The organism is Micromonospora sp. GCM10011542, assembly GCF_042650685.1.
Taxonomy (GTDB): Bacteria; Actinomycetota; Actinomycetes; order Mycobacteriales; family Micromonosporaceae; genus Micromonospora.
In genome coordinates this window covers 86,704-101,598 of sequence record NZ_JBHSBO010000007.1, presented here as the reverse complement: position 1 = coordinate 101,598, position 14,895 = coordinate 86,704, and the positions used below count along the sequence as shown (strand labels likewise).

Annotated in this window: 12 protein-coding genes and 1 pseudogene; 6 read left to right on the top strand and 7 right to left on the bottom strand. The window is 73.6% G+C overall.

What is annotated here, in order from left to right; all coding sequences use genetic code 11:
* Nucleotides 1-21 precede the first annotated feature (21 nt).
* Together ACFOW4_RS02005 and ACFOW4_RS02000 are read right to left on the bottom strand one after the other, a co-directional pair.
* Nucleotides 22-1,827, bottom strand: coding sequence for a chromosome partitioning protein (locus ACFOW4_RS02005; protein WP_377523973.1), 1,806 nt, complete (start codon nt 1,825-1,827; stop codon nt 22-24).
* Nucleotides 1,828-2,629: 802 nt separating this feature from the next.
* A complete protein-coding gene (locus tag ACFOW4_RS02000) occupies nt 2,630-3,688 on the bottom strand; it encodes a hypothetical protein (protein ID WP_377523877.1) in 1,059 nt (352 codons plus the stop codon).
* Nucleotides 3,689-3,812: 124 nt separating this feature from the next.
* On the opposite strand from ACFOW4_RS02000, the gene ACFOW4_RS01995 reads away from it, so the two are divergent.
* From ACFOW4_RS01995 to purD, 3 genes are all read left to right on the top strand, one after another.
* Nucleotides 3,813-5,102 carry an adenylosuccinate synthase gene (locus tag ACFOW4_RS01995; protein WP_377523876.1) on the top strand — a complete coding sequence of 430 codons (1,290 nt, stop codon included), beginning with the start codon at nt 3,813-3,815 and terminating at the stop codon, nt 5,100-5,102.
* A 211-nt stretch (nt 5,103-5,313) separates the two neighbouring features.
* On the top strand, nt 5,314-6,186 hold the full coding sequence (locus tag ACFOW4_RS01990) for a hypothetical protein (protein ID WP_377523874.1): 873 nt from the start codon (nt 5,314-5,316) through the stop codon (nt 6,184-6,186).
* Nucleotides 6,187-6,275: 89 nt separating this feature from the next.
* Nucleotides 6,276-7,526 (top strand): phosphoribosylamine--glycine ligase, encoded by a 1,251-nt coding sequence (purD, locus tag ACFOW4_RS01985; protein WP_377523873.1) that lies wholly within the window; start codon nt 6,276-6,278, stop codon nt 7,524-7,526.
* A 33-nt stretch (nt 7,527-7,559) separates the two neighbouring features.
* On the opposite strand, the gene ACFOW4_RS01980 is transcribed toward purD, so the two are convergent.
* The 3 genes from ACFOW4_RS01980 to ACFOW4_RS01970 all read right to left on the bottom strand — a co-directional run bounded on the left by ACFOW4_RS01980 (nt 7,560) and on the right by ACFOW4_RS01970 (nt 10,902).
* The gene (locus ACFOW4_RS01980) at nt 7,560-9,122 is read right to left on the bottom strand and encodes an AMP-binding protein (protein WP_377523871.1); all 1,563 of its coding nucleotides are present in this window, start codon (nt 9,120-9,122) and stop codon (nt 7,560-7,562) included.
* 111 nt (nt 9,123-9,233) lie between these two features.
* The gene (locus tag ACFOW4_RS01975) at nt 9,234-10,448 is read right to left on the bottom strand and encodes an acyl-CoA dehydrogenase family protein (RefSeq protein ID WP_377523870.1); all 1,215 of its coding nucleotides are present in this window, start codon (nt 10,446-10,448) and stop codon (nt 9,234-9,236) included.
* A gap of 1 nt (nt 10,449) precedes the next feature.
* Nucleotides 10,450-10,902, bottom strand: coding sequence for an SCP2 sterol-binding domain-containing protein (locus tag ACFOW4_RS01970; RefSeq protein WP_377523867.1), 453 nt, complete (start codon nt 10,900-10,902; stop codon nt 10,450-10,452).
* A 65-nt stretch (nt 10,903-10,967) separates the two neighbouring features.
* Between ACFOW4_RS01970 and ACFOW4_RS01965 the strand changes: the two genes are divergently transcribed.
* On the top strand, nt 10,968-11,618 hold the full coding sequence (locus ACFOW4_RS01965; protein WP_377523866.1) for a TetR/AcrR family transcriptional regulator: 651 nt from the start codon (nt 10,968-10,970) through the stop codon (nt 11,616-11,618).
* A 45-nt stretch (nt 11,619-11,663) separates the two neighbouring features.
* Here the strand turns inward: ACFOW4_RS01965 and ACFOW4_RS01960 are convergent, their stop codons facing one another.
* On the bottom strand, nt 11,664-12,287 hold the full coding sequence (locus tag ACFOW4_RS01960; protein ID WP_377523971.1) for a DedA family protein: 624 nt from the start codon (nt 12,285-12,287) through the stop codon (nt 11,664-11,666).
* Nucleotides 12,288-12,454: 167 nt separating this feature from the next.
* On the opposite strand from ACFOW4_RS01960, the gene ACFOW4_RS01955 reads away from it, so the two are divergent.
* On the top strand, nt 12,455-13,606 hold the full coding sequence (locus tag ACFOW4_RS01955; RefSeq protein WP_377523864.1) for a sensor histidine kinase: 1,152 nt from the start codon (nt 12,455-12,457) through the stop codon (nt 13,604-13,606).
* Nucleotides 13,603-14,243: pseudogene (locus tag ACFOW4_RS01950) on the top strand (response regulator). Before ACFOW4_RS01955 ends, ACFOW4_RS01950 begins: the two are co-directional and overlap by 4 nt.
* A 10-nt stretch (nt 14,244-14,253) precedes the next feature.
* On the opposite strand, the gene ACFOW4_RS01945 reads toward ACFOW4_RS01950, so the two are convergent.
* Nucleotides 14,254-14,874 (bottom strand): DedA family protein, encoded by a 621-nt coding sequence (locus tag ACFOW4_RS01945; RefSeq protein WP_377523863.1) that lies wholly within the window; start codon nt 14,872-14,874, stop codon nt 14,254-14,256.
* Between the last annotated feature and the right edge of the window lie 21 nt (nt 14,875-14,895).

The following is a 14,895-nucleotide window of genomic DNA, read 5'->3' as shown; positions in this document are numbered from 1 at the left end:
ACCGGCCGTCGGGTTCGGCCGCTAGAGCCCCTCGGCGACCGAGGCGGCGATCTTCAGCCAGGCGTCCCGGGTGGCCGAGGAGAGACCGCCGTACCGGATCGGTTCGCCGCTGTCGATGAGCCGCTCGTACGGCGCCAGCAGCACCGCCCGGGTCCGGGCCGCGAAGTGCTCCTGGATCGCCGGCAGGTCGATCTCCTTGCGTGACGGTGGCATCGACACCACCGTGACCGCCTGCCGGACCAGCCGCTGCCGGCCACTCTGCTCCAGATGGTCGAGCATCCGGGCGGCCGTCTCCGCCGAGTCGTTCCGGGCGGACATGGTGACCACCAGCTGATCGGTCGCGTCCATCGCGGCCTGCCAGTTCTGCGCCCGGACGTTGTTCCCGGTGTCCACGAAGATCAGCTTGTAGAACCGGCTGACCACCTCGCGGATCTCGGCGAACGCCGCCGCCGTGAGCATCTCGCCGCCGGTCGCCGACTCGTCCGAGGCGAGCACGTCGAACATCCCCTCGCCCTGCGAGCGGACGTACTGCGACAGGTCGCCGACCCGCCCGTGCGCACCCTGGAACTGGCCCAGGTCACGCAGCATGTCGCGCACCGTGCGCGAGTGGAAGTCCTGCTGGGCCCGCATTCCGAGGGTGCCCTGGGTCTCGTTGTTGTCCCAGGCCAGCACGTAGCCGCCACGCTTCTGGCCGAACGTCATCGCCAGCAGCAGGATGGCCACCGTCTTACCGGCGCCGCCCTTGGGGTTGACCACGGTCACCTGGCGTAGACCGCCGAAGTTGCGGCGCACCATCTCGATGTCCCGCTTGAGCTCCTGCTCGTGCCGCCCCGGCGCCAGCCGGAGCAGACCCATCTTGTTGACCACGGCGCGTACGCCCATGGTCGCCACCGGGTCGGCGGGCCGTACCTGCCGACGACGGGCGAAGTCCTCGGCGGTCGGTGCCGCGGTGGTTTCCGGGGTCCAGGCGGCGTCCGGGTAGGCGGCGGGGATCCGCGCCTCGGGCTCCGGGTAGGACTGCTGCGGCACCGGCGGCACCCCCGGGGTGCCCTGCTGCCACGGTGGCGGGTACCAGCCCGGCGAGGGCGGGAACGGCCCCGGCGGCGGCACCGGCCCGCCCTGCTGCGCCGGCGCGCCCTGCTGTGCCGGACTGCCGTGGGCTGCTGGTCCGCCACGCGACGCCGGACTGCCGTGCGGCTCGGGTCCGGGTGTGCCGGGCAACGCCGAATTGCCGGGCCCGGGTGGCATCGGCGGCGGGGTTGCCGGCTGCTGGGCCGGGCCGGAGCCGGCGAGGCCCTGACCAGGGCCGGCGCTGCCGGGATACCCCGGTGCCGCCGGGTACGCCGCTGCCGCGTCGGGGGAACCAGCGGTCGCCGCGCCGGGGTGACCGGCGTCCGGACCGCTGAGGTTCGACCCCTGCCGGCCGGGCTGCGGCGGACCGGGTGGGGCCGGGATCGGCGGCAGGCCGGTCGCTGAGCGGTCGCCCGCGGCCTCCTCACCCGCCGGGCTGGACGTGCCGCCCGGCCGCTGCGGTGGGTAGGCCCACGGAGAGTCCGCCATGGCCCGTGCCGCTCCGGCGGCCGGTTCGTCCTGCCCGGGGATGCCGCTGACCGCCGCCGGTGCCGCCTCAGCCGTCGGTGTGCCGGCATCGGCCGGACCGGTCGCCGGTTCGCCCGCTGCCGGTCCGTCTGCCGCCGACGCTGCGGCTGGCGCCCCTGCTCCCGTTGCCGCACGGTTGGGGGCCGGCGGGACGGGCGCGACCGGAGCGTCCAGGGTGAAGGGCAGGTCCAGGTCGACGCCGCCGGGTGCGATCGGGGCGGCGGGCACCGCCTGCGCACCGGTGTGCGAGTCGTTCTGCTGCGGGAGGCCCTGGGTCGGCTCGCCGGCGGCGCTCACCGCGGCGCTGGTGCCCTGCGGGTCGGCGTCGCCCCCGGTCGCGGGGCTGGTCCCCTCGGTGGTGCTGTCCGTCCGGGCCGGACTGCCGGCGACAGGCGTCGCGAAGCTGCCGACGGCGGGCGGGACCGGGCTGACCGACGGCGTCGCCGCTGCACCGACCGTCGGTGCGGCCGGCGTGCCGGGCGCTGGCACGGTCGGCGCGGCACCGACCGGTGGGGCTGGGGTGCCGGGCGGCGGGGTGGCCGGGTCGTTCGGCGGCGGCGTCCAGCTCGGCTGTGCCGGCCCCGGAGCCCAGCTCGGCTGCGCCGGTGCCCAACCGCCCGATCCGGTGCCGCCCGGGCCGTTGGCGGCCCAGCCGTCGGGCCCGCTGCCGGACGCACCGGTGGCCGCCCAGCCGGTCGGGGGCGGCACGGCGCCGGTGAGGGACGGATAGTCCGCCGGCGAGGGAGGGGACAGCGTCGGGTCGGTGGACCCGGGCTGGCCGGGTACCCGCGGTCGAGCGGGAGCCGGCGGGCCGGCCTGCTGCGCGGCGACCGACGCCCACGGGGGCAGCGTGCCGCCCGCGGCCGGGTCGGCCGGTTCCGGGGGCCACAGTGGTTCGATGTCCCGCTCCGGCACCGGCTGCTGGCCGGGCACCTGCGCCCGGTCGGCGTTCTCGTCCATTACGGTTCCTCCCCAGTCCTCCTGCGAGGATAGGCCCACCGGCCGACCGGGGTCGGTCAGCGCAGCCGGGTCAGGCCGACCAGACCGCCCAGGCGCCCGGCTCCACCCACCAGGACCGCTTGCGGGTCAGCTCGCCCTCGACACCGTCGTCCAGGAAGGGCACCTTCCCCTCCCGGGGCAGCACCGACACGGCCCGCCCACGGGCCCGGCGCACCTCCAGGCGTACCCGCTTGCGACCCAACGCCGAGCGGACCACCACCGGGACGGCCACCGCGACCTCGACCCGGCCGTCGGTCGGGTCCGGGGCCGCCAGCAGCGCCACGTCGTCGAGCGTCGCGTACCCGCCGGCGTTGCCGATCGCGCAGGCCAGCAGCGGTTCGTCACCATCGGTGAGGACGGCGTCGTCCACCTCCACCCGGGCCCGCCAGTGCAGCGGCCGGCCCGCGTCGTCGGCGGCGCCGAGCAGCGCGCCATCCAGGGTCACCGAGCCACCGTCGTTGCGCAGCAGGTCCAGCCGGCGCGGCGTGCCGTCGAGCACGGCGGCGGCCACGGCCGTCGGGTCCCGGGGCAACCCGAGCTGCGCGGCCAGGTCCCGGTGGGTGCCGCCGCGCGCCGGGTCCAGCGGGAGTACGGCCACCGGCGGCAGGTCCGGCAGGGTCCGGTCACTGGGCAGGTCCGCCGGGCGGCGGCTCGGCGGTGGAGCGTACCGGCGCACCATCCGGCGCAGCACGGCGCGCAACTGACCGTCACTCGCCGTGGCGACGACCAGCCGGGTCTTGCTGTCCGGGTCGGGCCAGGTCAGGCCGTCCGGGCGGGGTGGGCCGTCGAGTCGGGCCAGCACCTCGTCGATCTCCGCGTCGGAGCGGGCGGTGACCGTCTCCACCCGGGCGCCGCGGGCGGTCAGCGCGTCGGCGCACGCCAGCACCGGCACCCGGGGGGTTTCGCAGCGCTCCGCCGCCGTCGCCGGCCGGTCCTGCGCGCTCGCGGGCTGGGTCCCGGCGGCGTCCGTCGCGCTTCCCTGCTGGTCGGCGGCGGTGTCCGTCGCGCCGCCGCAGCAGGCCCCGCCGCTGCCACAGCCCCCGGGAGCGTTCCGCTCGGAACCGAGGGTGAGCAGCACCACGTCGTACACGGAAGGAGCCTCCTGCCTCTCGACGCGACCCCTGCCGGCCGCGCCGTCACTACTTGTTAGCCTGACACCCCGGGCTCGCCAACCGGTCGCCACCTGGCACCCGAGCCTTCTGGAGGCGGAAGAGATGCCAGCGATCGTGCTCATCGGCGCTCAGTGGGGCGACGAGGGCAAGGGCAAGGTTACCGACCTGCTGGGTGAGCGGGTCGACTACGTCGTGCGCTACTCCGGCGGCAACAACGCCGGCCACACGGTGATCACCCCGGACGGCCAGAAGTACGCGCTGCACCTGATGCCTTCCGGCGCGCTCTCGCCGAGCGCGATGATCGTCATCGGCAACGGCGTGGTGGTCGACCCGAAGGTGCTGCTCACCGAGATCGACGGGTTGGCCGAGCGCGGCGTGGACGTGTCCCGGCTGCGGATCTCCGGCGACGCCCACCTGATCATGCCGCACCACCGGGCGCTGGACCGGGTGATCGAGCGCTACCTCGGCTCGTCCCGGATCGGCACCACCGGCCGCGGCATCGGCCCGGCGTACGGCGACAAGGTCGCCCGGATCGGCATCCGGCTCCAGGACCTGCTCGACCCGGGCATCCTGCGCAAGAAGCTGGAACTCGCGCTGCGCGAGAAGAACCAGATCCTGTTCAAGGTCTACAACCGCAAGGCGATCGACGTCGACGCGACCGTCGAGGAGTACCTGGGGTACGCGGAGCGGCTCAAGCCGTACATCGCGGAGACCCGGGCGATGCTCTGGGACGCGCTGGACCGGGGCGAGACGGTGCTGCTGGAGGGTGCCCAGGCCACCATGCTCGACATGGACCACGGCACGTACCCCTTCGTGACCTCGTCCAACCCGACCGCCGGCGGCGCCTGCGTGGGCGCCGGGATCCCGCCCACCGCGATCACCAGGGTGATCGCGGTGAGCAAGGCGTACACCACCCGGGTCGGTGCGGGCCCGTTCCCGACCGAGCTGTTCGACGCCAACGGCGACCACCTGCGCAAGATCGGCGCGGAGTACGGCACGACCACCGGCCGTGAGCGCCGCTGCGGCTGGTTCGACGCGGTGGTTGCCCGGTACGCCTGCCGCCTCAACGGCGTCACCGACCTGGTGATCACCAAGCTGGACGTGCTCACCGGCCTGCCCAAGGTGCCGATCTGCGTCGGGTACGAGATCAACGGCGAGCGGGTCGACGACATGCCGATGAGCCAGACGGACTTCCACCACGCCACGCCGGTCTACGAGGAACTCGACGGCTGGTCGGAGGACATCACCAAGGCCCGCACCGAGGACGAGCTGCCAGAGAACGCCCGCCGCTACATCGCCCGCATCGAAGAACTCTGCAACACCAGAGTCAGCGTGGTCGGCGTAGGCCCCGGCCGAGAAGAAAACGTCCTCCGCCACCCCCTCCTCCCCTAACCCCAAACGCGTTGATCATGAGATTGGCGGTGAAGTTGATCGCCGTAACCGCCGCCAACCTCATGATCAACAATTGAGGCGAACGCGGTTGTCCACAGGCATCGGCGGGGTTGTCCACAGGGGGTGTGGGGCGGGCGGGCTGTGGTCCATCGTGTGAGCGATGGAACGGGGGACGCTTCTCGGTCGTGTCGCCGGGGCTCAGGATGGTGTGGTGACCCGGGCGCAGGCGCTCCAGCTCGGGTTCGGCCGACATGAGATCGACAACCTGGTCACCTTCGGTCGCTGGCGTCCGCTCGCCCGTGCGGTCTATCTGATCGATCCGCAGGCTCCGGTGACCCGCCGTAGCCGCATCCGTGCCGCCGCTCTCTCCCTGGGGCCCTCGGCTCGCGCTGTCCTGGGCACCGCCGCCGAACTGCACGGGATTGCGGGTCTTCCGCGGACCGAGGAGATTCACCTGGCGCTGCCCGGGCGGGCGGCGCGGGCGACGCGGGTGCGGGATCAGGCCATCGTGCTGCATCAGCTCGACGGACCCTCCGGCTCGGTGGTACCGGTGCGGGGGATAGCGACGACCTCCCCGCTGCGGACGGTCGTCGACATCATCCTGAGAACGCCGCGCTACCCGGCGGTTTCCGTGCTCGACTCCGCGCTGAACCGTCGGCTCATCACCGAGGCCGATCTGTCGTTGGTGCCCGCACTCGTTCGGCGGCGGCGCGGAGCCGTGGCGGCCCGCGGCTATCTGATTGAGGCGGATGGCCGGGCCCAGTCGCCCCTGGAGACCCGCACCAGACTGCGGTGCGTCGACGGCAGGGTTCCGCCCGACGCCCTGCAACTCGAAGTACGCGACGCCGACGGTTACCTGCTCGGCATCGGGGATCTCGGCTGGCGCGGCCCCAGGATCGTGGCCGAAGCCGATGGCCGGTCCGCCCACGACACCCCGGACGCGGTCTTTATCGACCGCCGTCGGCAGAACCGCCTAACCAACGCAGGCTGGAACATCTTGCGCTTCACCTGGCAGGACACTCTCGACCCCGACTACATCCCCTGGACGGTCCGTCAGGCCATCGCGACAGCCATCCACAGTTGATCATGAGGTTGGCAGCGGTTTCTGCGATCGACTTCGCCGTTAACCTCATGATCAACGGGGTCGGGCGTGGGGGTCAGTAGGATGCCGTTGTGCGGGTTCTTTTGGTGGGTGGTGGGGGGCGGGAGCATGCGCTCGCCCTGGGGTTGGCTGCGGATCCGGCCGTTACCGCGTTGATCGCGGCGCCTGGTAATCCGGGTATCGCAGACGTGGCCGAGCTGCGGGCGGTGAACGCCACCGATCCGGCGGCCGTCGCCGCGCTGGCCGTCGAGGTGGAAGCCGATCTCGTGGTGATCGGGCCGGAGGCGCCGCTGGTGGCGGGGGTCGCCGACGCGGTGCGGGCCAAGGGCATCGCGGTGTTCGGGCCGTCGGCCGAGGCCGCCCGGCTGGAGGGCTCCAAGACGTTCGCCAAGGACGTGATGACCGCCGCCAATGTGCCCACCGCTCGCGCGTACACCTGCACGGACGACGAGAGCACCGGCCGGGCCCTGGACGAGTTCGGCCCGCCGTACGTGGTGAAGGACGACGGGCTGGCCGCCGGCAAGGGCGTGGTGGTCACCGACGACCGCGCCGCCGCGCTGGCGCACGCCCGCGAGTGTGGCCGGGTGGTGGTCGAGGAGTTCCTCGCCGGCCCGGAGGTCTCCCTCTTCGTGGTCACCGACGGCGAGGCGGCCGTGCCGCTGCTGCCCGCGCAGGACTTCAAGCGCATCGGCGACGGCGACACCGGCCCGAACACGGGTGGCATGGGGGCGTACGCCCCGCTGCCGTGGGCCCCGCCGGGCCTGGTCGACGAGGTGATGGCCGACGTGGTGCACCCGACGCTGGCGGAGCTGCGCGGTCGGGGCACCCCGTTCGCCGGCCTGCTCTACGTGGGCCTCGCCATCACCGCCGACGGCCCGCGGGTAATCGAGTTCAACGCGCGCTTCGGCGACCCGGAGACGCAGGTGGTCCTCGCCCTGCTGGAGACCCCGCTGGGCGGGCTGCTGCACGCGGCGGCCACCGGCACGCTGGCCGGGCACCCCCCGCTGCGCTGGCGCGTCGGCGCCGGGGTCACCGTGGTGGTGGCCGCGGCGGGCTATCCGGCCGCGCCGCGCACCGGTGACGTGATCACCGGCGCCGACCGGCCGGGCATCATCCACGCCGGCACCGCCCGCCGGGCCGGCGACGGCGCGTTGCTGTCCGCCGGCGGCCGGGTCCTCTGCGGTACGGCCACCGGCGCCGACCTGGCCGCCGCCCGGGACGCCGCGTACGCGCTGGTGAACGGGGTGGAGCTGGCCGGCTCGCAGCACCGCACCGACATCGCCGCCGCCGCCATCGATGGCCGGATCACGATTCCCGGCTGAGCCCGGGCATGGCGGGGCAAGCCGGTGCGGGCGTCAGCCGTAGTAGCGCCGTAGCTCGCGGCTGAGCACCTTGCCGGTGGCGTTGCGGGGCAGGTACTTCACGAAGACCACGTCCCGGGGCACGGAGAAGCGGGCCAGATAGTGCCGGACGTACTCGCGGACCGCCTCCGGGTCGAGGGTTTCGCCGGGGTGCAGGGCGAGGAACGCGGCGAGGCGTTGGCCGTACTCCGGGTCGGGCACGCCGATCACGGCGGCCTCGCGCACCTGCGGCAGCCCGGCGAGCAGGTCCTCCACCTCGGAGGGGAAGACGTTCTCACCACCCGAGACGATCATGTCGTCGGCCCGGCCGTCCACGAAGAGCAGGCCGTCGGTGTTGACCCGACCGAGGTCACCGGTGTCCAGCAGACCGTCGCGGGTCTCCCGGGACGCTCCGGAGGTGTAGCCCTCGAAGAGCATCTCGTTGCCGACGAAGATCCGACCCACCCGCCCGCTGGGCACCGGCTCGCCGGTGTCGTCGAGGATCTCCAGCCGCGTGCCGTGCGGCGGCCGACCGGCGGTGGTGGGTGCCTCGCGCAGCTCCGCCGGCCCGGCGATGGAGGCCCAGGAGACCTCGGTCGAGCCGTACAGGTTGTAGAGCACGTCGCCGTAGACGTCCATGAACGCCGGTGCCAGGCCGCCGGGCAGCGCCGAGCCGCTGACCGCGACCACCTTCAGCGGGGGCCGCGGGTCCGGCGGCGCCACCTCGAGAAGGCGTTGCAGCATCACGGGTACGGCGAAGAGCGCGTCACACTCCTGGCTGGCGAGTGCGGTCAGCGTGGCGGCCGGGTCGAAGCGGCGGTGCAGCACGATGGTGGCCCGCAGCGCGAAGCAGACCTGGAGCGCCGCGTACCCCCAGGTGTGGAAGATGGGCGCGGCGATCATCACGCGGTCCCGGGCGTGCAGGGGGATCCGGTCGATGATGGACACCAGCGGGCCGAAGCCGTTGGGTGTGGGCCGGCGGGCGCCCTTGGGGGTGCCGGTGGTGCCGGAGGTGAGCACGATGATCCGGCCGTCGCGCTCCGGCGGGTGCAGCTCACCGGGGAGCGCCCCGGCGATCAGCTCGTGCCGGGCGCGCTCGTCGACGCGGTGCAGCTCGGCGGGGAGCCCGAGGACCCGCTCGGCGAACTCGTCGTCGTGCACGAGCACCCGCAGCCGCTGTTCGTCGGCGACGGTGGCCAGTTGCGCGGCGGAGAGCCCGGTGTTGACCAGGACCGCGTCGGCGCCGAGGAGGGTGGCGGCGACGATCGTCTCGATCAGGCCGTGATGGTTGCGGCAGAGGACGCCGATCCGGTCGCCGACCTGGACGCCGAGCGCCGCGCGCAGGGACCGGGCCAGCCGTTCGGCCCGGTCGAGCAGCTCCTGGTAGGTCAGTTCGGTGCCCTGCTCGTCGATCACCGCCGTCCGGCCGGGATCCCGGGCGGCGGCCTGGCGCAGCTCACCGGCGAGGCTCCAGCCCCATTTGCGCAGCGCGCCGAGCTGGGCGGCGACCCGGATGGGCCGACCGGGGGTGAGCAGGCCGCGCCGGGTCAGGGTGGCGACGATGAACGGCAGATCCATCCCGCTGGCCTCCTCAGGGGTGCACGGAAGGGCCCCCGAGGGGCCCTTCGTCGGGCTCTACTCGATCATGCATCGGTTGGGCCGTGGAGCCCAGCGGAGGCCGGTTGCGGGTCAGCGGATCTGCATCCCGGAGATGGCCCGGGAGATGACCAGTCGCTGGATCTCCGAGGTGCCCTCGAAGATGGTGTAGATCTTGGCGTCCCGGTACCAGCGCTCCACCGGATGGTCGCGCAGGAAGCCGGCCCCGCCGAGCAGTTGGACCGCCTTCTCGGTGACCGACACGGCCACCTCGCCGGCCTTGAGTTTGGACATCGAGCCTTCGCCAGCGGTGAACGGGCGGTTGTTGCGGCCCATCCAGGAGGCCCGCCAGACCAGCAGCCGGGCGGCGTCGATCTCCATCCGCATGTCGGCGAGCGCGAACGCGACCGCCTGGTTCTCGATGATCGGCCGGCCGAACTGGACCCGGTCCTTCGCGTAGTCCAGCGCGTACTCGTAGGCGGCCCGGGCCACGCCGAGCGCCTGCGCGCCGACGGTGGGTCGGGACAGCTCGAACGTACGCATGGCGGCCTGCCCGGAGGCGCGCTGCCCGGAGCGGGCCCGGTCCAGGCGTTCCAGCAGGGCCTCCCGCCCACCGAGCAGGCAGCGCCCGGGGACGCGTACCCCGTCGAGGAAGACATCGGCGGTGTGCGAGGCACGCAGGCCCAGCTTGCGCAGCTTGCGGGTGGCGGCCAGGCCGGGCGTGCCCGGCGGTACGACGAACGCGGCCTGGCCGCGCGAGCCGAGTGCCGGGTCGACCGAGGCGGTGACCACGTGCACGCCGGCGATCCCGCCGTTGGTGGCGTACGCCTTCTGCCCGGTGAGCACCCACTCGTCGGCGGCCTCGTCGTAGACGGCCCGGGTACGCATCGCGCCGACGTCCGAGCCGGCCTCGGGCTCGCTGGTGCAGAACGCGGCCACGGCCGGCGAGTCGACGTCGCCGAAGCACTGCGGCACCCATTCGACCATCTGCTCGGGCGTGCCCGCTCCGTAGATGGCGGCGACGGCGAGGGAGGTGCCGAAGATGCTCAAACCGATGCCGGCGTCACCCCAGAAGAGTTCCTCGCTGGCGATGGGCAGGGAGAGCCCGGTGGGATCGGCCCAGCAGGTGGCGAGGAACTCGAAGCCGTAGAGGCCGACCTTGGCCGCCTCCTGGATCACCGGCCACGGGGTGTCCTCGCGCTCGTCCCACTCGGCGGCGGCCGGGCGCACGACCTCGGCGGCGAAGCCGTGCACCCAGTCGCGCAGATCCCGCTGTTCCTCGTTCAGGTCGAGCGAGAACTCAGCCATGTCAGGCCTTGGGGATGTCGAACAGGTTGGCGATGTTGGCGGCCAGGCCGAGGTCGCCCTTCGCCTTCAACTTGCCGGTCATGAACATCATCACCGGGTTGGCGCCACCGGAGACGATCTTCAGGAACTCCACCGGGCCCATGGTGAGGCTCAGCTTCGGGTCGTGCTGCGGGGTCTCGTTCACCGTGCACTTGCCGTCGGCGATGGCCACCTCGTAGGTGTCGCTGCCGCCGTCCGGGCGACCGGTGATGACCCAGTGGATGACCGCGTTGGTGGAACCGGCCCGGTCGGCGCGGAACAGCGACGGCATCCGGCCGAACACCTCGCCCAGGATCTTGTCGCGCAGGTCACCGGACATCACCTGGGCGATCTTGTCGTCCGGGGTGGACTTGACCAGTTGGGCGAACTCCTTCGGGCCGACGTTGGCGAAGTTGGCCGGGTCGAAGTCAGTCATGGGGGAAACACCTCTCGGGCCGTCCGACTTTGGTTACTCCGGCGTAACCCTACGCACGAGTAGGTATGCTCGCAAGGGTGCCCTCCGGTCCCACCTTCAAGCGCCTGCCCCGGGCCGTACGCGAGCAGCAGATGCTCGACGCGGCCGTCAAGGTCTTCTCCCGGCGCGGCTTCCACGCCGCCAGCATGGACGAGATCGCGGAGGACGCCGGCATCTCCAAGCCGATGGTCTACGCCTACCTCGGCACCAAGGAGGAGCTCTTCGTCGCCTGTCTGCACCGGGAGGGCACCCGGATGATGCAGGCGATCGCCGGCGCCGCCGCGCCCGACCTGCCGGCCGACGAACGGCTCTGGCGCGGGTTGCGCGCGTTCTTCGGCTTCGTCGGCGCGCACCGGGACGGCTGGGCCGTGCTCTACCGGCAGGCCCGCGGCGAGCAGCCGTTCGCCGGCGAGCTGGCCACCATGCGGGCCCGGCTGGTCGAGGTGGTCGCCGGAATGCTCGACCATGCACTGCGCGCCGAGGGGCGCGAGGTCGCCGCCACCGACTTGGAAGTCGTCGCGTACGCCCTGGTCGGCGCCACCGAGTCGCTGGCCGACTGGCTGGCCGACCACCCGGAGGCGGACCCCGAGAAGACCGCCACCCGGATGATGAACGTGGCCTGGGTCGGCGCCGGCCAACTGCTGCACGGCGTCACCTGGCGCCCACCGGTGTTGTAAGGAAGGGCCCCTTGTTAACGCCTGCGGTAGAGAAAGGGATCCTTCTCAAAGCTGGTGAGCGGCGGCCGGTCGGTGGGACCGGCGCTGACGTGCCCACCGCGCTGCCTCGACGAGCACGGTCACGGTGAGCGCCAGCCCCAGTCCGAGCAGCAGGCCGCGCAGCGGGTCCTGCTCGAAGGCCAGCCCGCCGAGGTAGCCGACCAGCGCCGAGTAGAGCGCCCACGATCCGGCGGCGAGCGCGTCGAAGGCCAGGAAGCGACGCCGGGGAAAGTGCACGGCCCCCATGGTGAGAGTGACCGCGGTCCGACCACCCGGCACGTACCGGGCCACGGTGAGGATCAGGCCACCCCGGGTGGCGATCCCACGGCGGGCCCGGTCGACGGCCCTTCGCCGTCGGCCGCCGGCCGGGAGCCTGGCGAGCAGCCGGGCGCCGCCGCCCCGCCCGATGGCGTACGAGACGTGGTCGCCGACCAGGGCGCCAGCGGCGGCCACCAGGATCACCACCGGCAGGTCCGGCGCGCCGGAGGCCGCGAACACCCCGGCGGTGATGACCGCGGTCTCGCTGGGCACCACCGGAAAGAAGCCGTCGAGCACCGCGATCGCGAAGATCGCGAGATAGACCCAGGGCGAGGACATCGTCTGGTGCAACAGGTCGAGCAGATCCATGATCCCGATGCTGGTTCCCCCGGCGGCTCCCGCCATCGGCCGCTGGTCAGTTGGGCGCCACTACTTAGGTCGCGGTGACCCCGGACGGCGCATCGGGGTCTTCCCCCACGTCACCCGGGTCCCGTCGGCGTGGGGCGCCCGAACCGCCGGCACGGTCCTACGCTCGCCTGGTGGCCTCCAGCCCCGCCCTGTTCCGCCAGGCCGTCCAGCGGTACGCCCCGTGGCTGCTCGGCGTCGTGGTCGCCGCCGGCGTCTGGGCGACGGCGACCGGTGACATGGGTCCCCGCTCCCCGCTGCCCGGTGTCGTCGCAGTGCTCCTCGCCGTGGCGTCGGGCTGGGCGGCTGCCCAGGTCCGTGATCGCCGCTGGCCGTTGTTCCTGGCCGCCGCGGCCGGCTGGTTGGTCCTGGCCGCCGCGCCGGCCGGGGTGCTCGCCTCGTACCAGGCGGGCCTGCGGCTGCGCGGGCGCCGGCTCGCCGGCTACCTCGGTGGGGCCGCCGTGGTGCTCGCGGCGGGAGTGCTGATCGGGCTGCACATGGGCGGCATGCGTCGGCTCACCACCGCCAGCCCCGCCAACGCGCTGGTGACCGCCGCCTACCTGGTCGGGTTTCCGCTGCTCGTCGGCCTCTGGGTACGTGCCCGCCGGGACGCGCTCACCGCGCACCGCGACCGGGCCGAGCGCTTGGAACGCGAGCAGGAGGCCCGGGCCGAGAGGATCCGCGCCGAGGAACGGACCCGGATCGCCCGGGAGATGCACGACGTGGTGGCGCACCGGGTGTCGCTGATGGTGGTGCACGCCGGGGCGCTGGAGGTGACCGCCGCCGACCCGGCGACCGTCGAGGCCGCCGCGCTGATCCGGTCCACCGGCCGGCGGGCGCTCACCGACCTGCGCGAGGTACTGGGCGTGCTGCGCCAGGCGAGCCCGGGACGCACACCCGAACCCGCGCTCGACGCGCTGGACGAGCTGATCCGCGAGTCCCGCGCCGCCGGGCTCCAGGTGCGGCGGCGGGACGAGGGCGCCGCACGGCCACTGCCGGCGACCGTCGGACGCACCGCGAACCGGGTGGTCCGGGAGGCACTCACCAACGTACGCAAGCACGCCGGGGACGCCGACGCGACGGTCCTGCTGCGCCATCTGCCCGACGGTCTGGAAGTGGTGGTGCGCAACGGTCCGTCCACGGGTGGGCCGGCCCTGCCCGGAGCCGGGCTGGGGCTGCTCGGGTTGCGGGAGCGGCTCGAACTGCTCGGCGGGCGCCTGGAGGCGGCGCCCGTGGACGACGGGTTCCAGGTTCGGGCCCTGATCCCCGTGGCGGACTGGCCGTGATCCGGGTCGTGGTCGTCGACGACGAGGAGCTGATCCGTGCCGGCCTGCGGCTCATCCTCGAGGCGGCGTCGGACATCGCGGTGGTGGGCGAGGCGGCGGACGGCGCCGGCGCGCTGGAGCAGGCTCGCCGGCTGCACCCGGACGTGGTGCTGCTCGACGTGGGATGCCGGGTGTCGACGGGCTGACCGTGGCACCGGAGGTGGTGGCGGCAGGGCCGAAGGTGATCATGCTTACCACGTTCGACCTCGACGAGTACGTGCACCGGGCGCTGCGGGCCGGCGCGGTCGGCTTCCTGCTCAAGGACACCCCACCCCGCGAGCTGGCCGCCGCCGTGCGCGCCGTGGCGGCGGGAAACGCGATGCTCGCCCCCACGGTGACCCGGCGGCTGATCGACTCCTTCGCCGAGCGGGGGCCAGCCCGCCGGGACGCGGCCCGACGGCGTCTCGCGCCGCTCACGCCGCGCGAACTGGAGATCGTCCGGGAGGTGGCGCGGGGCCACGGCAACGCGGACATCGCGCGGCGGCTGACGATGAGCGAGGCCACCGTGAAGGCGCACGTCAGCCGGGCGCTGGCGAAGCTCCAGGTGGCCAACCGGGTGCGGCTGGCGATCCTGGTGCACGACGCCGACCTACTCTGACGGACGGCCGTCAGCGGCTGGCGGCGGCCCGGCGGTGCGCCCGCCGCCGCAGCCAGCGGAACCCCTCCAGGCCGAGCGTGATGGCCACCGAGAGCCCCACTCCGGCCAGGATGCCCCGGATCGGGTCGCGTTCGAAGGCCAGCCCTCCGAAGTAGCCGAGCAGGCCGCAGTAGAGCGCCCAGGTGGATGTCGCGATGCCGTCGAAGAGCAGGAACGACCGGCGCGGATAGCGCACCGCCCCCATGGTGAGGGTCACCGCGGTCCGACCGCCCGGCACGTACCGGGCGGTGGTCAGGATCAGCCCGCCGCGCCGCTCCAGTGCCCGCCGGGCCCAGTCGGAGCTGGTGCGCCGGCGGCTCCGGGCGGGGAGCCGGGCCAGCCGGTTCGCGCCGCCGCCCCGGCCGATGGCGTACGAGATGTGGTCGCCGGTCAGCGCCCCGAGCGCGGCGGTGACGACCACCGCGACCACGTTGGGGTGCCCGCCGTCGGCGGAGAGCACCGCCGCGGTGATCACCGCCGCCTCGCCGGGCACCGCGGGAAAGAACCCGTCGACCGCGGTGAGCCCGAAGAGCACCAGGTACACCCACGGCGAGGTGACCGTCTCCCGGAGCGGGTCGAGCAGGGCGTCCATGCCCCCATGCTCGGCGGTCGG